Origin of the sequence: Paraperibacillus esterisolvens, from assembly GCF_046237625.1 — a bacterium.
GTDB lineage: Bacteria > Bacillota > Bacilli > Bacillales > DSM-1321 > Paraperibacillus > Paraperibacillus esterisolvens.
Map to the genome: position 1 here is coordinate 3970723 of NZ_CP143545.1, position 21447 is coordinate 3992169.

The 21447-nt window shown below is 39.5% G+C and carries 12 protein-coding genes; 5 read left to right on the forward strand and 7 right to left on the reverse strand.

The genetic code is table 11. The annotated features are described in order from the left end of the window. Nucleotides 1-19 precede the first annotated feature (19 nt). Nucleotides 20-1267: a S8 family peptidase gene (locus tag V1501_RS20035; RefSeq protein WP_409290629.1), complete on the forward strand. Its 1248-nt coding sequence runs from the start codon at nucleotides 20-22 to the stop codon at nucleotides 1265-1267. An 898-nt stretch (nucleotides 1268-2165) separates the two neighbouring features. After that, nucleotides 2166-2879, forward strand: coding sequence for a toxin regulator (locus V1501_RS20040; RefSeq protein ID WP_409290630.1), 714 nt, complete (start codon nucleotides 2166-2168; stop codon nucleotides 2877-2879). A 70-nt stretch (nucleotides 2880-2949) separates the two neighbouring features. On the opposite strand, the gene V1501_RS20045 is transcribed toward V1501_RS20040, so the two are convergent. Next, nucleotides 2950-3258, reverse strand: a complete 309-nt coding sequence (locus V1501_RS20045) for a hypothetical protein (RefSeq protein WP_409290631.1) — start codon at nucleotides 3256-3258, stop codon at nucleotides 2950-2952. Nucleotides 3259-3666: 408 nt separating this feature from the next. Here V1501_RS20045 and V1501_RS20050 point away from each other — a divergent pair, with 408 nt between their 5' ends. Together V1501_RS20050 and V1501_RS20055 are read left to right on the forward strand one after the other, a co-directional pair. After that, nucleotides 3667-4962, forward strand: coding sequence for an Ig-like domain-containing protein (locus tag V1501_RS20050; RefSeq protein ID WP_409290632.1), 1296 nt, complete (start codon nucleotides 3667-3669; stop codon nucleotides 4960-4962). A gap of 508 nt (nucleotides 4963-5470) precedes the next feature. After that, nucleotides 5471-5719 carry a hypothetical protein gene (locus tag V1501_RS20055; RefSeq protein ID WP_409290633.1) on the forward strand — a complete coding sequence of 83 codons (249 nt, stop codon included), beginning with the start codon at nucleotides 5471-5473 and terminating at the stop codon, nucleotides 5717-5719. A gap of 163 nt (nucleotides 5720-5882) precedes the next feature. Here the strand turns inward: V1501_RS20055 and V1501_RS20060 are convergent, their stop codons facing one another. The 6 genes from V1501_RS20060 to V1501_RS20085 form a co-directional block, all read right to left on the reverse strand. Next, nucleotides 5883-7130, reverse strand: coding sequence for a TOPRIM nucleotidyl transferase/hydrolase domain-containing protein (locus V1501_RS20060; RefSeq protein WP_409290634.1), 1248 nt, complete (start codon nucleotides 7128-7130; stop codon nucleotides 5883-5885). Continuing rightward, nucleotides 7127-8488, reverse strand: a complete 1362-nt coding sequence (locus tag V1501_RS20065) for a hypothetical protein (RefSeq protein ID WP_409290635.1) — start codon at nucleotides 8486-8488, stop codon at nucleotides 7127-7129. Before V1501_RS20065 ends, V1501_RS20060 begins: the two co-directional genes overlap by 4 nt. A 34-nt stretch (nucleotides 8489-8522) precedes the next feature. Next, nucleotides 8523-10952, reverse strand: a complete 2430-nt coding sequence (locus V1501_RS20070; RefSeq protein ID WP_409290636.1) for an SEC-C metal-binding domain-containing protein — start codon at nucleotides 10950-10952, stop codon at nucleotides 8523-8525. Between the two features lie 620 nt (nucleotides 10953-11572). After that, nucleotides 11573-14071 (reverse strand): hypothetical protein, encoded by a 2499-nt coding sequence (locus V1501_RS20075; protein WP_409290637.1) that lies wholly within the window; start codon nucleotides 14069-14071, stop codon nucleotides 11573-11575. A 446-nt stretch (nucleotides 14072-14517) separates the two neighbouring features. Then, complete coding sequence (locus V1501_RS20080; RefSeq protein WP_409290638.1) at nucleotides 14518-16947, reverse strand: SpoIID/LytB domain-containing protein; 2430 nt, start codon at nucleotides 16945-16947, stop codon at nucleotides 14518-14520. 585 nt (nucleotides 16948-17532) lie between these two features. Beyond that, nucleotides 17533-19527: a penicillin-binding transpeptidase domain-containing protein gene (locus V1501_RS20085; RefSeq protein WP_409290639.1), complete on the reverse strand. Its 1995-nt coding sequence runs from the start codon at nucleotides 19525-19527 to the stop codon at nucleotides 17533-17535. 145 nt (nucleotides 19528-19672) lie between these two features. Here V1501_RS20085 and V1501_RS20090 point away from each other — a divergent pair, with 145 nt between their 5' ends. After that, nucleotides 19673-21343 (forward strand): M14 family zinc carboxypeptidase, encoded by a 1671-nt coding sequence (locus V1501_RS20090; protein WP_409290640.1) that lies wholly within the window; start codon nucleotides 19673-19675, stop codon nucleotides 21341-21343. Nucleotides 21344-21447 lie beyond the last annotated feature (104 nt).

Sequence of the window (21447 nt, forward strand, 5' to 3'; positions counted from 1 at the left end):
TTTTGAGAGGAGAAGTAGTATGAAGAAAAAGAGATTGTTCGGTACTTTACTTCTGAGTTTGAGCTTAAGTTTTTCTATGTTTGGTTCAGCCTCTTACGCACAGGAAGCTAAGGAACAGAAACCAGAGTCATTACGGGTAATAATTAAGGCTTCTAAGCAAGAAAAATCAAAATTGAAACAGAATTACAAAGAGCATAGGGATTTTGGAGATGAAGGTTATACAACCGAAGTAAATCAGAAGCAATATGAGGCACTTCAGAAAAACAAAAATATTACTATAGAAAAAGTGGCTCAGTTTAAGATACAAGCAACGGCGCCTGCAAAGGCTGCAGCTTATCCTTCCACCCGAGTACCATGGGGCATTAAAGCGATATATAATGACAGTACCCTGAGTGCGGCTTCCGGGGGTGACGGAATAAAAATAGCTGTGCTGGATACAGGAGTTTATAAAACCCATATAGACTTAAGTCAGAATGTTGAACAATGTAAAGATTTCACAACCTCCAGCACCTACGTGAATAGCTCTTGTAATGATGGAAACGGCCACGGCACTCATGTCGCTGGATCCGCACTGGCTAATGGAGGTTCTGATGGTCTTGGGGTTTATGGGGTTGCTCCGCAATCAGAATTATGGGCCTATAAAGTGTTAGGTGATAACGGATCTGGATACTCTGATGATATTTCCGCAGCTATCAGACATGCTGCAGATGAAAGCACTCGTACAGGCTCTAAAGTTATTATTTCAATGTCATTAGGTTCAAGTACTAAAGATAGTTTAATAGCCAGCGCTGTTGACTATGCCTACAGCAAAGGAGTACTGGTGATTGCAGCAGCAGGTAATAGCGGTCCTGGAAGCAATACTATTGGGTACCCTGGTGCACTGACTAATGCAGTTGCGGTAGCAGCACTTGAAAATGTCCAAGTAAATGGAACCTACCGTGTAGCAGATTTTTCATCAAGAGGAAATCCTAATACTGATGGTGATTATGTTATACAGGAAAAAGATATAGAAATTTCAGCTCCTGGAGCAAGTATTGAGTCTACATGGAATAATGGAGGCTACAATACGATTAGTGGAACGTCTATGGCAACTCCACATGTTTCAGGTCTAGCCGCAAAAATCTGGTCAGCAAACAAAACACTCACACATACACAACTACGCAGCGAATTGCAAAGACGTGCTAAATTGTATGATATTAAAGGTGGGACAGGCGCGGTAACTGGTGATGACTATGCTTCCGGATTCGGGTTTGGTAGAGTTAGATAATTAACATGGTAGATTCGGCTCAACTAAGTGTGAGCTGAATCTACTATTTTTGGTAATTACACCTTGGTTATCTTTACTAACATCTCAGATATAGGAAAAGACCTCATACATATTTTTATCGGTTACCTTTGGATCATAATGTGAGAATTCATTCTTATTAAGGATATTCGGCTTAATCTAAATAGACTCTTTGAAACGAATCCTTCAGTTTGTTATTTATCTTTTTTCGTATTCCTTGAAGAAATCAATAAACAACTGAAAACTAGTATTAATGGACAATTAGCTGATATTGTGGAAATTCCAGACGACTTTAAGGATTCAGACAGCCTTCAACATATTCACAGTTATCTTAGAACCGGAAGAGCGGATACATTAAAGGAATGTCTCAACTTGCTTGTAAAGGAACGCCATCATTTAGAACAAATAGGGATGCTTAATAATATTAATGATGATATCGAACATTCAACATCTATACTTAGTCGGAAAATAAAAGATTTAGAAAATCATATTTCCTAACAAAAAAGAGCAGCTGCAAATACAGCCCCCCTATGCAGATCCGCCCCTTATCCATAGAAAAAACAATTTCACACTTAACAGCCTTATGTAAAAATAAACGGCCAGTCTTTTGAAGGAAGACTGGCCGCATGAGTATAAAGAAAACAATTAAAAGCTATTATAATTGTCTTCAGTTTATATTCTAGTATTTCGATAAAATTTTTCGGTTACAGCCTTTCAAGTACCTACACCTGCCTTTCATGCCCCTCTTGAACAGGACAAGATGACGATTTACCTATTTAATGGGCCAATATACCCTGTCTAATATTCTTATAGGATTGCTATACTATGAACCGAGGTCTTATTCCTTGGTTCTTTTTATTTATAAAACAACAAGAAGAGGATGATTTGTGTGAACAAAGTTTTAGCTTTTGCAAGAAGAAGATGGACTTATATTTTAACTGCCATTATCGCTCTCATTATTGGAGGGAACATGGGCCCTTCACAAAAGGAAGTGGATGCAGCTACAAATAAAAATGATGATCTAAATACTACCATCGAACAAAAAGATAAAAAGATCTCTAGCTTAACAGATGAAAACAAAGAACTTAACGCTAAAGTAAAAGAAGCGGCGCCATTCTTTAAGTTACAAGAAGCTGAGCGCAAAGAAAAAGAAGCTGAACTGAAGAAAAAGGAAGCCGCTGCTAAAGCTAAGAAAGAAGCCGAAGAAAAGGCAAAAGCTGAAGCTGAAGCAAAGGCTCAGGCTGAAGCTGATAGATTAGCAGAAGAAAAAGAAAAGAAAGGGTATGATACAGGCATTACCTATAACCAATTAGCAAGAACACCTGATGATTACATGGGTGAGAAAGTTAAATTCCGTGGTAAGGTTGTTCAGGTCATTGAAGGTGACGATACAGTCCAAATTAGATTTGCTGTTGGTGAAAATTATGACACAATCCTGTTTGCTGAATTTGACCCTTCTATCGTTGAATCCAGAGTTTTGGAGGATGACACGATTACGATCATGGGGTTATCTACTGGTTTAGTCTCATATGATTCTACAATGGGTGGAAAAATATCTATCCCAGGTGTGTCAGTTGATAAAATAGAACAATAAAAGCAACAATTTGGGCAGTCTCTACTTGGGACTGCCTTTTTTATTAGGAAGAAATGAACCTACTGTTGCTTTATACTGAAAAAACTTCAGAGTTGCTCCAATCGTCACAAACCGAAATTCCCCTTCCACCATAATTTTCATAGTGGCCTAGTTTTTGATTTTTACATCTTTGGAGCATTTGAGTCCAGATGTTATATATTCTTGTACCTCTCATCCCATGAGTCTTAGTCGTTTCTTTTTTATCAAGAAAAACGCAGTTATCTGGATAATATCCTTTGTTTTTATTTTTGCGGACTAACTGCAATCCTTCCTTATAACCAATTGCATTTGCCCAATTAACAAATGCTACCGGGTCATCTTTCCATTCTTTGCAGATCAATCAATCTTTGCCTTTATAGCGATTGTCTTTATTGCTGCCATAGCACATAAGTCTGATAGTTTTCCAAACCTTATAAATCTTAGTTTTGCTTAATCCGTGTTTTTCAATGGACATTACCAGCACCCCGATATTTCTATTAAATTAAGTTAATCTTACTAATAATTAAAGGGCATGTAATTCTAATTTCCCACTTATTTTCATACATTTATATTTTTCCCAGTTAACCCGCCCCATAGTTTAAGTACCTTTCTTCACAAACTCAGCCTTATTATAGGAATGCTTCCCTGTTAGTGGAACAAGAAAAAAGGCTGACAAGCAGCGAAGGATGTCGGTATTTTGGTTTTTATTCCTATGATTTTCGTACTATCCAGGTGCTAAAATTAGGATATTAAACCTAAGGGGGAAGACATGAAAAAGTTATTTGGGACCATATTAGCTACATCGTTAGTATTTTGTGCACATGGAAATGCAGGAGCAGCCACCACCCATACTCCGGACAAAAACGAAATCCAGCGAGAAATGAATCAGGTAAAAAAAGAATTCACTTTCAAAAGAAGTTCCGTGAGACAACTCAAAGCATTGGATGACGTATTGTACGAAGTTGAACCAAACGATAGTTTTCGGGCTGCTAATAGCCATGACATAAAGGCGTATGTCTCTGGCACATTAGAATACAACGATGTGGATGTGTTTCGAATTGTGGTTCCAAAAGACGGCTTTGTAGTCCTCGCAGGGATGGTGGATCCATCTTCTTTAACAGAATTAGGCATGGGTTTATTTGATATAAACGAACAAATCATTGAACCGGAAGCCTATGATCAAAACGAAGACGGGCTCCTGGCATTAGCTTATACCATTAAGGCAGGGACCTACTATATGGCTGCTGTTGACATGAACAATATAGGTCTGGGTGATGCGTATGTTATGAAGCTGTTCACTGCGGATGAATTGAATTTAGATACAACTCCACCTCAAGCTCCAAAAGTAAACCCAGTCGATGACAATGATACGATAGTGACAGGTACAGCAGAAGCTAATTCCCAAGTCAAGATCAAAGTGGGATCTAAATGGATTGCGAGTGGAAAGGCTGCTTCTAATGGGAAGTATTCTGTAAAGATTCCAGTCCAAAAAGCCGGTGTTTCAATTCAGGTATGTGCGGTAGATTCAGCCAACAACCAAAGCAAGTTTACGAGTTCAGTGGTTAAAGATAAAACCCCTCCTGCAGCTCCGAAAGTAAATCCAGTCGATGACAATGATACAGTTGTGACAGGTACATCGGAAGCCAATTCCCAGGTAAAGGTCAAAATAGGTACCAAGTGGATAGCAGCTGGAAAGACAGCGTCGAATGGAAAATTTTCCGTAACGATTCCGGTGCAAAGAGCCGGAGTCACACTCTATGTGTGTGCAGTAGATACAGCGAAAAATCAAAGTAAAATGTCCAGTCAAATTGTGAAGGACAAAACGCCTCCTAAAATCCTTACCGTAAACAAGGTTACAACGAAAAGTACATCTGTAACGGGGAAAACGGAAGCGAATGCAAGTGTTGAAGTCAAAGTGGGAACAAAATCACTAGGAAAAGCAGCAGCAGACAGTAAGGGCAATTACAAAATCAAGATGAAGAGTCAAAAGAAAAATGTTAAACTGACAGTCATCGCAAAAGATAAAGCGGGTAATTCCAGAAGCGTGACCACAACAGTAAAGTAAAACAAAATAGAACAGAAGAAGAAAAGTATGGAAGTTTTTGGATAAAGGCTGTTAAAGGGTTCATTGATCTTTTTGAGGGTGAGTGGGTCGTTGTAGAAATAGATGGCGTTACCAAGGATTTCAAAAAACTTACTTCCCTAAGAATGCGGCCATTGAAGATGTTGTATTGATTTATCATAAGAGTATTAGTATTCTCAACGAAGATACGGAGAACTTCGCAAGGAAGTTGAGAATTTGCTGGATGAACTTTTTGAAGGTAGTCAGGAACAAATTATTGCCCACACCAAGATAATAAAAGACAGCTAACCTTATGTTAGCTGTCTTTTTAATAATTCTTTTAGCGATAACAAAAATGTTTTTGTTAAAAACTTATGCATTTAATTGCCGTAAGAATCAGTTTTCGTAAACCTCATTCAACCAAAATGGTAACTTATAAGGCAAAATGGCTCTCCTTCTTTAACTAACCTGTACGTAGTAAACAACACAAAAAGCCTGCCAGCAGCCATTGATGGAGCTAGATGATGATGAAGAGTTTGCAGTTGATTTTGTTACGGTTGAAATTAATGAATATACAGATATGATTGAGTTTTTATTTTTTACTTTTGAAGATAGAGCAGAAGTATATTTTTGTCTTTATGACGATGGTGAAGCTCCATTCAGGAACATATTAGGCAAAGGAACAGCAGCTACCATAGATGAAGCTGCTCAACTTGCCAAGGCCGACCTAGATAAACAAGCATACTCAATACTTTGTTAAATTGCTTACTTTATTTACTTGGGTTTTTACACAATTAAATAAAGCCAACCTCAAGCAGAGATCGGCTCAATCTTTTAATACCGGCAATAAAATATCGGCTACAGAAGGAATCTGGACCTACCAATACTCTTTGAAATACATAATCATTTCTGTTAAATAACTTCTATCTAAACTCAAACTGGCTTTCGTCACCCATATCTAAAATATGCCTTTTCAATCGCTGTTTGTTATCCTCGTCACTAAAAAAGATGAATGCTGCTAAGCTTTTATGCCAACCTTTATTTTTATTTTTTACTGAACTTGACATTCCCAATGTTCTTGCTATTTGATCTAAGTCGATGTTGTAAAATCCCTCTAAATCGGGCGTATGTACTACAAGCCTTATAAGCCCCCTTGCCTCAAGGTTTCTCAAATAGTGGGTTATTGCTACAGGATGTTTTATATTCCCGTCCTCTACTGTCGTAGGGCTATCATCGTCAATAATTACAATTACTTCCTTCTTCAATAATAAAAACAAATTAACAAAAAAAGGGATAAACGCTTTACCATTGGGGTTATATATTTCAATTGAGCTTTCAAAATCATTTTTCATTGATGATAAGGCAGTTATATCAGATTGGCCTTCTACAATAATTATTTTTTTATAAAATAAACTTCTATAAAGATCTTCATTTTTTAAATTTTGTTGTATAAAATTATCATAAGCATGTGAATGATTTAATAAGTCTAATTTATATTTAATAGATGCATCTGGTTGTATGTTTTGTTCTAGTCTTATTGTTTCTATATCACTTGATGCGGTACTATATAATTCTATAATTTCATTTTCAGTGATATTAAACTGCGCATGACTATTAAAAAAGATAATATCTTCTAATTTTATCTTTAGTATACTTAACAAGCGAGAATTATGTGTGGCTATTCTTATAATAAAGTCACTATCATTTAAAACTCCAAAGAATTCTCCTACAACTTTTAAGAACTCCTCATCAAGGAAATTTTCTGGTTCATCGAAATAAATAATTCTTATTGTATTCAAGTTATAATTATTAAAAATAGACATCATGTTATACAACTTCTCTTGTCCCTTAGACTTTTTTTTAAACAGGTCCAATTTCCCCATTATTTCTCTACAATAATTAATTACCTTATGTACTCTATCAGAGATACTTTCCTCCTCAGTAACTCTATCCAACTCTCCTCTTGAACCTTCATCTAAATATGTGTAAGTCATACTTTCAAAATTAATGGCTATCTTATTCATATGTCGTGGAATTATTGGCATACCATCCTCAGTAATTAAAAAGGATTGATGTTCCTGTTCTTTTAAAGCCTGGTTCAATGCATAAGTCTTACCTGATCCATTTATACCAACTAAAAATTTTAATGGATTTGTTAAATCATTAATCATTTTTTATACTCCATATGGACTGCATAACAATATTTTTGATACAAAGTCTTTAAATTATCAATCCTCTGAGTTAATTTATTACCTTGTCTAATATTAATTAACCGTTCAACATCCTCTGTTTTTGTATTAAATCTTTCCAACTTAATACCGGTAAGTTTCTCTATTTTTATAATAAATCCACTTAAATCCTTAACACTTTTTGGCTCAATAAACGATACCCCTATATCTATAGCTCTTTTAAATGATTTCTCCCTAATAAGATTAGCTAACATTAATTCTGGGGTGAGTTTTTTATCCCAATTCCAATCGGCCTCTAGTTGCATGGCAGCCATTGCTGAGCTAATAATTCCCTTTTTTTCTTTTGGTACAAAATTTAAACTGTCTATTTTGTCTTTAATAGATATAGGTAATTTATTATATTCCGCTTCCCAGAACACAACTTTATCTTCAAGTACGTCTACCAAATAGGTATTTTGTATATTACTTTTATCAATCATTTGCAAATCATAAAAATAATAATAATTTTTAAGTACGTCTATTACCTTAGATTTAAAACACACAAACCCTTCAATGGTATCTCCATTATAGTGGCTGAAGTTATGCTCCCTTGGCTTAAAATCACCTAAATCAATTACTTTAATCCTCCTATTTCCCTTTAGTTCCTTACCTTGCAATAACGGAATTCTAATGCTTCCGAGAACATAAATTGAATTATTATTACTATTAACTTCGACACATGCATCATTAGTTTTATATGTCTCTGTTGAAGTATTGAAAAAATGGTTTTTATGAGTGCGGTATTCAAACTCTGCAACCAATTCAAACTTCGGATAAACATTCTCCTTTGGATCATTTAAGTAATATTTAAATACTTTTTTTAAAATTAATAATTTATGATCTTTAGTCGACTTTAGTACAGGTAATCCCTTTACATTAGAATATTCATCGTTATAAAAGGCATTAACATATTCTGAACTAGTATATTCATATTCATTAATCTCATCTGACACAAGCAATGGATTTAATTGATATAAATTTCTTGTCTTGTATTTTCTCTCAGTTATAACGTTATGAATAAAAGCCCTAACGTTAATCTTATTATCAAACTCCGTTGGTTCTTCCAATTCAAACGATAGATTATCTTTCAGCCAAGTTTTTTCTAACCTTATAGAGTGATGCTTTAAAACTAGTTTTATATATAGGTCTTCTCCTCTTTCTGCTGTGAAATTACCTTCTTCTATTATCGCTGGAATGTAATCATTATCTTTAAAGCCCTTAAATATTTCTTTTATTTTGTCAATTAAATTAGGGATTGAGTCAGTTTGCTTTAATTGTTCTAAGTATTTATTATCCTTCAAGATAATCACCGCCTAGTTTCGTTTTAACCGAAGTTTATTTAATACAACATTTCTTATATTTTTTCCCACTACCACATGGGCATTTTACATTTCTACCAATTGCTCTAATCCCATTTTGCTTTTTATATGAGGCAATCCTAGATTCAGCATATTCATATGACTTTTCTTCAATTAATTGTCTTCTCTCATTGGGTATATTTTTTTTACTAAAAAACGAAAAACTTACGTCATCTAACTTACCTTCATTATAATTTAAATAAAGGCCAAGTCTCTCATTATCACCTGCTTTTAATAACGTGGCTAGTATATATTCTTCTGCTTCCTGGGATGAAAAAGAAGTAATCCCCTCTAGTTTACAAACAATAGTTATTTTCGTTTCTCCAAACAAACTTAAAGGCATAAACCTTTTTGTCTCGCTTTGTTTTCTTAGAACAGTTCTTATTTGCCCATCTAGTTGATGTCTTGTCTTTCCGTCTAAATCCATGAGAGAACTGACAATCCTACATCTACCTTTTTTTGCTTGATAATCTAAAACTTTAATAATATTTTCAATCATTGTAGGTATAATTTGTTTCGGTTTTTTCGTTTTGTCTCCATCGATAATTAATCTTCCAAAATAGCTGTCTATATCTTCACGATACCCTTCCCAAATAACTTTTTTTCCGCCTGAATTTTTGGCTGTTTTAACATACTGATTATGTTTAATGTACATTCCTAAATGGTCTAGTTCATCAAATAATTCGAGTTCTTCCGAGTTAGCAGCTTCATATCGTTGTTCAATAAAATGTAAAAATATACCAGGAGAATCAAAATAATCTAAGTAAACTCTTAAGTCATCAACAGCCAAAGACCATACTGGTACTTGATTTAATTCTAACCCTAGTGGAGTAAGTTTTATTGATCTCGCTGCAAATGAGTTGAAATTGTCTAAAGTAATTGCGCAAATTGTAACTTTTCTAAAATCCTTTTTGCTAATTGTTCTTATAGCCTTATGCTGTTCATCATAAATTGTAATACTGTCAGCACTTGTTAGATAATCCGTAAAACGTTTTGCTTGATCACTAGGGCTCTTAATAAGGGTTTTTATCGACTGAATATGGGCGGAAAAATCAGTACTGGGTGGGGTATATGTAAAGGATCCAGCTTTCACCTCAATTACTATGAGATGATCGTCATATATAATAATCCCATCATTTTCACACCATTCTTTTCTTCCTTTATTGCTAGTGTTACTTGGGTAATAAATAGATTTGTAAATTTCTGCTCCGGTTAATAAACTAGCAAATAACCTAAATGGTAATTCTTCAGAAGTTTTCTTTTGTTTTCGATTCCATTCTTCTTTATAATTTGGCTTTAAGTGAATTATTAACCTTTGAATTACTCTGTACAAATTATCAAGTAGACTATACAAATCGAAACAATAATATTTATTATCTATATTAATAAATGGTCTTACCTCAACTGGCAACCTTCTTAAAGGCCATCCAGCAAACTCTCCCGGTGCAAAAAAATCAGTTTCTTCCCCTGGCCCCCATGCTAATTTTTTTAATAAAGATTCAGGAAAGCCTGTTATCTTTTGGACATCAAATAAATCATAACCAAAAAACCTATTAACTATTGATTCTTTAAAATCAGTCAACCCTTTTTCTTCTATAACATCATTCATTGCCTCTGCTGGTTCATTGTATTTTTTAATAGAAAGTTTTTCTTCAACAGCCTGAAGTGTTTTTTCTCTTATCTCTTCAATATCCATCATCATTTGATTTATTCCTTGCGTTAAGGAAAATTGTATTTTACTAATACCAACTAAAAATTCATCCATAGACAAATTAAATAACTCAACAAAGACATCATTATGAGGAGTCAACAAATCTCTAAAATGGCTTATTTCATGAACAGGATATCTATCACCTCTAACTGATGTTCTCAATTGTTGAGCTTGAACATAAAGCGTATCGTATTCATAATCATAATCAGGATTGTGTTCTTTTAAATAAGCGCTTCGTGTTAAATGGAAATAATTCAAATTTCTATATAATTCAGATACCTTTATTGACAGTTCATCTATTATTTCCTGTTCTTGGCTTTCCACCTCGGTTTGTGGTGCAGATGAGACAATTAAACTTTGTATATAGTCAACCATTCTAACAGCTACTGTATCATCAAAATTATGCTGAAACTCAGAAGTCTTACCTAACATAGAGAAAAACATTCCGTAATATCCATGTGCTAATAAATGGAGTGGGGCACATTTGCTAACTAAGTCCCGAATGTCTTTAACCATTGCATCTATTTTTTTATATGTATCCAGATAATCATTTGATAGTCGACTAATATAATTTCTATGTTCCTCTTCGTTCATATTATTCTTTAATACTACTGTATTTCCAAATCTGGCTATTTCAAGTGCTCCATGCACAGCATATTGATCCGGCTTTAAATTTTTCTTATACTTTTTTTCCATGCTAAATCACTCTTCCTTTTTAGAAATCCCTATATTTCAATTATATAATTTCTATTTTTTCTCGTCATATAAAAAAAAATATTTCTAAATTTACAGAAATATTTGTTTTATTAAAGGGAGAAGTTCAATGGATGAAATCACTAAATTTTAAAATTAATTGAGCGTTTTAAAGGTCGCCGTTATAATTTAAAAGCTTTCATATCCTGAACCTTTTTCTGGCATTTAAACCCAATAAAACTCTGGAAATTGTTATAGAAATGGAAGATGGATTCGCTTTTAATCAAGAAAAAGAAAAGCTCGTCATTTTTTTCGCAACCAACCTTGGAATGGGAGTTAACTTTACGTTTTATCTATTTGAATTGCATACATATGAGAAAAAGGGTGAATTCTTGAAGATCAAATAAAAGATATATTCGATATTTGGACCAGTCTGGGGTAAAAGAAGGGGTATATAAAAACAGAGAGCTTAGCTCTCTGTTTTCATTTACACCCACACAATTATGCATTTGCATGAAGGGAGCAATACATTCGTAACAATTATGGGGTGTACAAATGTCTAGTAAGAAGGCTCCGTAGAGATTTCTCTCCACGGAGCCCCCAAACTTTATTGATTAATTATCTTACTTTGTTGCAGTAACAGTAGTACCAGCTTTAATTACATTTAAGTTAGCATCAGCAATTTCAAGGTCAGTACCAGCAACTTGAACAGATACTGTTTGAGCAGCGTTGATATTAGAACCAAATACAAGTACTACTTTATTGTCTGCAGCATCTTGAGCTTTTACAGTTGCAGTAGTTACAACACCATTAACTTTAACAATGAAATCATCATCGATAGTAGCATCGCCAGAAGCAATAGCTGGTAGAGCTTCACTGAATGTAAGTTCTACTTCGTTAGCAGTTGTAGAAACTGTAGCACCACTGTTTAAAAGTTTGGCACTCTTTAACTCAGGAGCAACATTGTCAAGAAGAGTTACGCTTGTTACATAATCAGCTTTTGTTGTAGCAGAAGAATTTGCAACGATTACTTCACCAGCAACAGTTTTAACTTGCTGAGAAATTTGGAATTTATAAGCAGCATCAGCTACAACTTTAAAGCTAGATGGAAGGCGAAGTTCCACAACATCTTTTGTAGCACTTGTATAAACTGCAGTTGTTCCAGCTGGAAGTGCAGCATTATCAAGTTTGTAGTTAGCAACATTCAACGCAGAAGAATCTACCGGAGTATCAAAATCAACGCGTACTACGTTACTAGATGGTACAGATACCCCTGCATTACCTGTTACGAAAGAACGGTAAGCTTGTGCAGCTTCATATTTTACAGCAGTAGTGAAAGCAGCATTTGAGTTAAGGTCAGCATCTTTCACCGCTCCTGTAGAGAATACAACTTGGTAAGTACCTACAGCCGGAAGACCAGCAACAGTTACAGCAAGTGCAGTATTAGCTCCTTTGGAACCATTTACAATTGTTACAGATGAAGGAGTAAGTTCTACGCCATCTGGGTTGATTACTTTAACATTCGCATCCACATCGTTTGTAAGAGTTTCTGTGAACGGAACTGTTATAACAGTTGCACCGCTAGAAGCAACGATAGTATTCAATGCAGAATTAAGAAGAGCTGGTGCAGTTTTGTCTTTTGATAGTGTAACTGAACCATTATACGTGTTACCAATTAAATTCACTGCATCTTTATAGTTAGAAACTTCAACTGAAAGAGTAACTGAAGAATCATTTGTTCCGTATAGTGGGTTAGCTCCAGTACCATCAGTAGAACCTGTAGTAGTTGAATCTGTATCAAGATCTAGGTCATAAATATATTCTGCTCCAGATCCACTAGCAAGGGTTGCAGTGTATTGTACAGCACCTTTCATAACTTTAATTGATGGTGCAGCTGCAACTGACTCTGTGAATGTTACTTTAAATGAGTCTTTATCTACTGCTGTAATTGATTTAACTGTTGGTGCAGTTGTATCGGTAGAAACAACGTAGGATTTAGTTAAAGTACCTGCTTCGTTTCCAACTGCATCTTCAAGTCCTACTACTGTAATATTATGTGTTCCGACAGTAACAGCATTAGTTCCTGTTACGGATACGTTATATAGATATTTTCCTGCTTCGGATGTACCTACAAGAACTGGAGTACCAACTACTTGATATCCGTCAACACGGATAATTGCATTTGTGAAGTCTACTTGTTCATCGAAAGAAAGCTCTAAATCAGTACCGTTTAGTGCAGCACCAACCACTGAAGGAGCAACTTGGTCAGAGAATTTATAAGTACCTTCAAAATCAGTTACTTTTTCATATTTTGCAGTCAAAATATTTTCAACTGCTGCTTTGTATGAAACTCCTTCTGTTAATGGAGCAGTGAAACGAACGATTACAGTCTTGCCATCCGCTTGAAGTTGGATATCGTCAGCTACAAGTGTTGCTGGAGCAGCTGGAGCAACAGTAGTGAATACAAAATTCGCTGCATTTTCTACTGTAGATTCAAGAACAGCTTTGTTGAATTTAACAGCTACTTCTGTAGCGTTAATCGCACTTACATTCACAACTTTTGGCGTTGCTCTGTATTCGTCGGCTTTTTTCTGGTGTGCATCAGCATATTTTGAAACTAGCAGCTTGCGCTCAGTAGCTCCGTAGATTTTAGCAACAATGCCTTTGAATTTAGCGATGCCATCTTCAAGTGCTTTTACTGTAGTATCATTTTGATTTGTATCGAATGCTGCAGATAGTTTTTTAATATCAGAAGCAGCATAGATAGCTTTAACGTAGCTTACTGCGTATACTACTTTGCTGTCTTCTTTTTTAAGAAGAGTGTAGTAAGCAGTTTTGTTTTTGCCGCCTTTAGATTTGATCAGGTTGTAGGCATCAGCGTGAAGCTTTTTTGCTGCATCGATTTCTTTTTGTACTACAGCGGCAGGAGGTGTATTTCCTTTTAGGCCGGCTTGGTAGTAAGTGTCGAATGCTTTAACCTGTTGCTTGTTAGAAGCATCGATTGCTTTTTTGATTTGAGCATCTACAGATGTAGCTGCTTGTGATACTGGTGCTACTGCTGCGAATGCAGAAGCTGCGATTGCTGTAGCGGTTGCAAGTTTAATAGCTTTCTTTTTACTCATTTGGTAAGTTTTCTCCCTTCGGTTATAAAAAAGTAGTGCATTGGAATTATGTATCCGGTAAAAATATGTAACCCCAATACTTACGAAACACAGGACTAACGACCTAGCTTTCAGCATTATCCTTCAAATAATCCTTTCAAGCTAGAAGACTTTTCCCACAAGAACTTTCTAGTAAATTTACCAAAATGTTCTTGTAAACCTATAATAATACAAAAAAATAGCAATTTCTAGCTTTTTTTTACACTTTTTGATGTATTGCTTATAGTAAATCTTACCAATTATTCTTCAATATGTAAATACTTCTTTTTTTTATTAGTTTTATCTATAAATACCACAAATGGTAAATTATTCTCTAGAGTGGGTATTTAGGCTATGAACCTCCAGGCACTACTGTTTTAAGACAAAGTAAAAAACAGCGGAAGATTTCCTTCCGCTGTTTCTCCTTTTTATTTAACCTGCGCTACAAAGTCACCATGAACATAAGCAGATCCTTTACCAAATTTGATTTTGTACCAGGATCCGGTTTTGGATAAAATCGTGACGGTATTATTCTTTTTCAGGCTGCCGATGATTTTACCGTTGGATGCTGCCTGGGACCGGACATTGAGGCTGGCTGATGTTTTGCCGGTCTGGGTCTTGCTGTATTCGTATAGGGCTGTGCCCTTGTTATTGCTTTTGTCCGTGGCTGTGAATGTAAAGCTGTATTTGCCTGCTGCCGCTTTTGCTGCGCTCCATGTTCTCGATTGTACGCCTGCCTTCTGCTGCGCGCCATTCACGAGGGTTGTGACTGCCTTGCCCTTTTCATCCTTTATCTGAACCGTCACCTTTGCAGCTTCGCTCAGGGTGTAGCTCAGTGAGACGAGTTTTGTTTTAGAATTTTCTACACCCTTAATGCTCCTGATGGCCGGCGCTTCTGTGTCCTTTGGCTTGCTGAGTGTGAACGGGGTGGTCAGCTCGCTCTCGTTTCCTTCAGTGTCAGCTGCTTTGATGTAAAAGAGATATTTGCCATTGGCCGCCTTTGCTGCATACCAGGAAGCCCAATGTGTGCCTGCTTCTTTGGCGGTTTCTTTATTGTAAGTGGAAATCACTTTCCCCCTGATATCTTTTACCTGCACGGTGACGACAGCAGCTTCGTTTAGGTTATAGCGGAAAAATACTTTTCCAGCTTTGGCGTCATAGGAGGAGCTTGTATCAGAAACAATCGGTGCCGCTGTATCTTTTTTGATCAATTGGAACGAAACGGCCGCTGCGGCTTTATTGGCGCTTCCATCCACTGCCTCTATTGCAAACGTATATGTTCCATTGCCGGCATTCGCTATATTCCATGTGAAGCTCTGTGCTCCTTTATCTGTTTGCACTCCGTCTGCCAGCACGGCGAGCACAGCGCCCCCTTCATCCTTTACCTTGACGGTCAGCTTCGCAGCTTCATCAATGGCAAAGCCGAGAACGGCTGTTTCTTTTTGATCATAAGACGCTGTGACAGCGCTGATAACCGGTGCTGTCTGGTCCTTTGGAGGCTCTGGGACTGCCGGGGCCGGCGGGACTGGAACCGTGATGACCGGTGCCGGATCTGCATCAGATGAGCCCGTCTGGCCCGCAGGAGTATAGGCGGTCAACAGCGTTGTACCCTTATAGTAGAAGCTCAGGATTTTATCGTAAGTTACCCCCTGGTCTCCCGCTTTCTTCGCGCCATATTGGCTCATCCCGACGCCATGGCCATAGCCGGCACCGGTGATGGTAAATTTATCTCCCGTGGAGTCCTGTGTGGTCACAAGATAACTCTTCATTAAATCCAGGCCGAAGATGGCCCTGATCGCAGAGGCATTGACCCCTTTCTTTTCGATGCGGTTTTCTACCGCCTTACCTCCGGACTTGGTTAAGTATGTGAGGGTGAGATCACCTTTTGTCACCCTGCCGCCAGTCCCGGTTCCATACAGAGACAGTACTGGTATACCCGTGATTCTGACATCACTTCCATAGCCGTTTGATGCAAGCCAGGTTTTTATATTCTTAATTTCAGTTGTTTGTTCTGCTTCTTTTACAGAAGTCCACCAGGCATCTGCATTGGCGAGGTCCAGTGCTGCCGTGTCAATCTGCTTCTTTTGGACGCTGAGTGTCCATGGTGTCTTCGGATCATAGGAATCGTTCTGAACGGTTAAGTACGCAATTGACGTTCCGCCCCATACATTGGAGTTCGTTTCTGTCTTTCCTCCGTTGCTTGAGGTGAAGAATGCATTGGAGCCGATGGAGGTGCCGTTATAGGCAATAACCTGCCCCTTTGTAGCATCGACTGCCTGGGTGGCGTTTGGATGCCAGGCATAGCCGCCGTACACCTGTTTACTGATTGTGTCTTCAGGTGTGCTGTTAACATAACCCATCGCATAGGTCCTCGCTGCGACAGCCTGCGCTTTCAGTGCTTCCTGATTCCATAAGGCAGGCATTTCTGCAGGGACGACGCCCTTTAGATAGTCTTCCATCCCGATTGCATTGATCGGGCGGACATAGCCGTTTTCATAGGTAAAATTCATGCTTCCAAGATAAGGACGGCCGTTGATCGAAATGGGACCCTTCCCTGTACCAGGTACAACTTCTATGGAAGTGCCGCGTCCAAGCTCAGCCGTTCCTTTTAAAAGGATGATGCTTCCGCCGGATGCTTTGACGGTATATACTTCATTCGCATTCAGCTTGACGCCGATATTGGAAGAGTAGGAAACCTCTGGCACCACTGAAATGGATGTTTTATTGCCCAGATAATTTTTCAGTTTAACATGCATTATAGGCTCTGCTGAAGCCGCCTGTGCCGGAATGATAGGGAGCGTAGAAACAAGAAGAACCAAAACAAGGACAAGGAACAGAAATTTATGCAGCGATTTCACTCTTTTTCCCCTTTTCTATTAATATACTAATTTCCAGATAATATTTAATATACCAATATTATCCTAAAGTTATCGGCTGTTCAATAAGCTTTATAGTGATATAGACATGAAAGCCGGGCTTCTTTCTTTATCTATCGGAACCGTTTCTGTGGTTCTTCATAGTTCTTTATGAGTATAAAAATAGAATAGGAGTATTACTATTTTCCAGCTGTTACTTTATATTCCAATTAAAAGGGTGTTTGGGTTCATAATATTGTAGATTTGTGGGGTGGCTGGCTGTTTTTCACCTATTTTTTTGCTGCTGTACCTTGTTTTTGTTTAAAAACATCCATTTTTCTTTTGGAAGGGCATTCATACTATGCAAAAATGCCCTTTACTAGCCAAAACGGGACCTTTACTAGCCAAAATCTGAATTTACTCGCCAAACTGGCCGGCTTACTCGCCAAAAATAGAATTTACTCGCCAATATTGAAATTTACTCGCCAATCAAAAGCTTTTACTCGCCAAATCGACTACTGAAGTGTCCGCGGCTAAAAGACAAAGCAAAGCCCGGGGAAAGTCAGCACTCTCCCCGGGCATGGTGTATCACTTTTTATATATATTCTTCACTTTATCCACCACATGTTTGCTTCCGCCTTTTTTCTCGACGCCTTCGACGACCATGGCGAGGAGGAGGCTTGGATTTTTGGTGTCGGTGACGACGAACCAGCCGTTTTCAGTTCCTTTTTCACCCTGCTTTTGCTTGATTTCGGCGGTGCCTGTCTTGCCCGCGAGCGGGATCTTCAAGGAAGCGGCGGAGTGCCCGGTGCCTCGCGGATTGTCGATGACACCCTTCATCATCTTAAGTACAGCGGCTGCGGTTTCCTGCTTGATCACTTTTTCCTTCCATACCTTCCCCTTATCCGGATCATTCAGGAGCAGGGACGGTTTGATCAGGTTCCCTTCATTGAGGAAGGGCGTGTAGGCCGCTGCGAGCTGCAGGGTGCTGGACTGTACCTGGCCCTGGCCGTAACCGCTGTCGGCAAGAAGAACCTCTGATTCGAGCGAACCGATCTTGGCATCCGGAATCGGATAGCTATACGGCATCTTCTCATCATAGCCGAACTTTTTGGCGCCTTCTATAAACTTATCATTGCCGAGCGCGAGAGCCTGCTGGGCAAAGTAGATATTGTCGGAATAAATCATGGCATCTGTCATGTTGACCGGCTTTCCATAATCATGAACACGGGTGACAAAATATTTGCCCCAGCTTTTATCCTTCTGCCACTTCAGTCCGCTCACATTCATCGTCTTGCCGGCATCCACCCCGTTCTCAAGGGCTATGGCCGCTGTCAGCGGCTTCATGGTCGAACCAGGTGCATACAGTGAGCTGAACCGGTTCAGGGAAGGGTTCTTAGGGTTGTTTGCGATCGCTTCCCTTTCTTTTTTTGAAATTCCGAGCACAAATTTGTTCGGATCAAAGGAAGGGCTGCTGACAAGCGCCAGTGTTTCTCCTGTTTTCGGCTGTAGAGCTGCCGCGGAGCCTGCATCTCCCTTGTACTGGGAAAAAATCTTCTTCTGCAGGTTACCGTCGATGGTGAGCTGAATTTTTTCGCCTGGCTCGGCTGCTTTTTCCTTCAGCACCCGCTCTTCGCCATCCTTATTCACAATCACAATCTTCGCGCCGGGCTTTCCGCGCAGCTCGTCCTGATACAGCTCTTCAAGGCCGCGCTTGCCGATCACGTCGTTGGCGGTATAGCCCTTTTCCTTCAATTTCTCCAGATCCTCTGCTGTTGCGGTGCCGATATAGCCGGTAAGGTGCGCGGCTGCGTCCTTCAAAGGATAGACACGTGAGGTTTTTTCATTCACATAGACGGACGGAATGGAGTCAAGCTCCTGGGCGAGTGCCATTTGATCGCCCGGTATGCTCTTGATGGGCACGCCATACTCAGGCTTGACCCAGTCCTGGTTAAGCTTCGCTTCGATTTCTGCCTTCGAGAGCTTCAATAGCCCTGAGGCCCGCTTCAGGATGGCTTCCTTATCCCTCATTTCTCCTGGGACCATGCTGATTTCATATACCTCAGAATTGATGGCCAGCCCCTTGCCGCTGCGGTCAAAAATTTCACCGCGCACAGCAGGCAGGTCCTGAACCGAGATCTTCTCCCCTTTTTTCAGGCCGGGGACGATGAGACCGGGATTCCAGTTTACATACCAATTTGATTCCTTTTCGCGTTCCTCTTTATTCAGCTGCATTTTTTGTCCGAAACTGATCTCACCGGCTGTGGTGTCCATTTTGACCGAAACCGGGAGTGAGACCTTTTTGGCATCTCCATGGTCCTTTTCTTCCTTCGGTTTATTGTAGGTCACCTTGAGGTTTTTTGCGCCGATTCCTTCATATATCTTCTTATAGCGCTCCGTGAATTCTTTTTTGCTGATTTCCTTCTTCGCAGGCTTGGAGAGATAGTCATACATCTTGCCCCACTCCTGTTTATTCCAAAGATTTGCGTATTTATCCAGTCGGTCCTCAGGCTTCGTTTCATTGCTGCAGGCACCAAGGAGCAGCAGAAGCGTGAGGCCGAGTGCCAGCTTTATGTATTTCATAAGAAAACCCCCTAACAAGTTTTTAAGAAAGTAAGCTATTTAACCTAGTTCCTCCCCGCATAAAATCTATACATTGTCGGGTACTCCAGCCAGACTCCTTATAGTTTAATAGAAAGGAGGCTATCAACAATAGGGAGGATTACATGTGAAAAAATTTAAACTGATACTGATTGGGCTTGCCCTTTTACTTTCAGGTCTGTCCGTAAGCGGTAAAGCCGAGGCGGCTGCACCCATCGTATATCCTTACAAGACGTACACCTTCTCCAATATGATTACAGACATCTACAAACTGAAAAATGCTTATCCCGGGCTTGTCCAGGTAAAGGTGATTGGAAAATCCGAGTTTGGCCGCAATATCTATGCAGTGGGACTCGGCAAGGGGAAAGCCCAGGCCTTCATCAATGGCTCGCATCATGCCCGCGAATGGCTGACAACCAGCCTGAACATGTACATGATCGATAAATATGCCTCTGCGTACGTGAGCGGAAGCAGCATCAAGGGCTACAATGCACGATCTGTGCTGAATGCCTCCACCCTTTGGTTCGTGCCGATGGTGAATCCGGACGGAGTCACCCTGCAGCAGAAGGGCCTGACGGCATTTCCAGCTTCCTACCATTCTACTTTAATAAAAATGAACGGCGGAAGCAAAAATTTCAAACGCTGGAAGTCAAATGCCAAAGGCGTGGACCTGAACCGCCAGTATGACGCCAAATGGGCAGGCACAGACAGCCCGTCCGCTCCATATTACCGTGATTACAAGGGCACGGCACCTCATACCGCAAAAGAAGTGAAGGCGGTCCTGGGCCTTGTCAATACGAAGGATTTTGATATGGCATTATCTTACCATACCAGCGGGCAAATCTTATTTTGGAATTATGAACAATCCGGCACAAGAAAGACCCGGGACTATAATCTGGCGAAAAAGCTGAACAGTCTGACCGGCTACCGCCTGTACACGCCGGCTGACTTTTCAAATGCCGCAGGCTTCAGCGACTGGTTCTCCCGGAAAAAGCTGAGAACGGCATTTACGGTTGAGATTTCTCCTTATTACTCTGAAACCAACCCGCCTGTTTCAGAATTCAGCGGTGTCTGGACAGAAAACCAGGCTGGAGGGCTGTTTGCCGGATATGAGAGCGCGAAGCTCTATACGGCACGAATGGATGCCAGGGCGGCCGATCTGAAAACCAGGCTGATTTCACTGCGCGATTCAGCCAGCAGGCTGAAAAGCTATTATTATACGAATGTAACAACCACGGGCGCCCTGAAGAAGGATGCTGCCTTCATGGACCTGTACGCCAAGACGAAGAGCACAGCCTCGTCCCTGCAAAAGATTTATTCTTCCCTGCCGTCCAGGAACCAGTCAGAATTAAAGCCGCTGTTTGATGAAAGTAAGCGTCATATCTATTATTCTGGAAAATTCATCAAGGGAATCGATGCAGGCGAAACGGCGAAGCTTTCGAGCACACAGCAGGACACCAAGCTCACCGGAGGGGTGATCGATGCCGCCCTTCACCGCCAGACAGCCGCCGCTGTTTCAAACGCGAAAAAGGCTCAGTCTGACATGTACGGTACACTGGTGCGGCAGTTATACAGCACAAAATATACAAATCCTGCCTACAAAATTTATGCAGGCAGCAAATTCGCCGTAGACCGCAGCACCCTGCTCACAGAAGCAGGAAAACTCAAAGCAGCCGGCAATTACAAAGCCGCCGACACACTCATTGCCCAATATGACGAACTCACAAAACAGTCCTACCGCTTTAAGCTCTACCCTGCCATCGAAACCAGGCTCGCCGCAAAGCGTGCCCAATTCTAGAGGGGGGCAGTCCCCTATTTCTCAAACCGCTGATTCCTTATGGACAGCGGTTTTTGGCGTTTTTTTGGGGACTCCCCCCCATTTCCCAGTATGCTAGTCCCGAA

Excerpts from the sequence above, each read along its gene's own strand:
- V1501_RS20040 (WP_409290630.1), top strand. The coding sequence starts at position 2,166 with ATGATTTGTGTGAACAAAGTTTTAGCTTTTGCAAGAAGAAGATGGACT.
- V1501_RS20055 (WP_409290633.1), top strand. The coding sequence starts at position 5,471 with ATGGAGCTAGATGATGATGAAGAGTTTGCAGTTGATTTTGTTACGGTT.
- V1501_RS20075 (WP_409290637.1), bottom strand. The coding sequence starts at position 14,071 with ATGAGTAAAAAGAAAGCTATTAAACTTGCAACCGCTACAGCAATCGCA.
- V1501_RS20035 (WP_409290629.1), top strand. The coding sequence starts at position 20 with ATGAAGAAAAAGAGATTGTTCGGTACTTTACTTCTGAGTTTGAGCTTA.
- V1501_RS20060 (WP_409290634.1), bottom strand. The coding sequence starts at position 7,130 with ATGATTAATGATTTAACAAATCCATTAAAATTTTTAGTTGGTATAAAT.
- V1501_RS20070 (WP_409290636.1), bottom strand. The coding sequence starts at position 10,952 with ATGGAAAAAAAGTATAAGAAAAATTTAAAGCCGGATCAATATGCTGTG.
- V1501_RS20050 (WP_409290632.1), top strand. The coding sequence starts at position 3,667 with ATGAAAAAGTTATTTGGGACCATATTAGCTACATCGTTAGTATTTTGT.
- V1501_RS20085 (WP_409290639.1), bottom strand. The coding sequence starts at position 19,527 with ATGAAATACATAAAGCTGGCACTCGGCCTCACGCTTCTGCTGCTCCTT.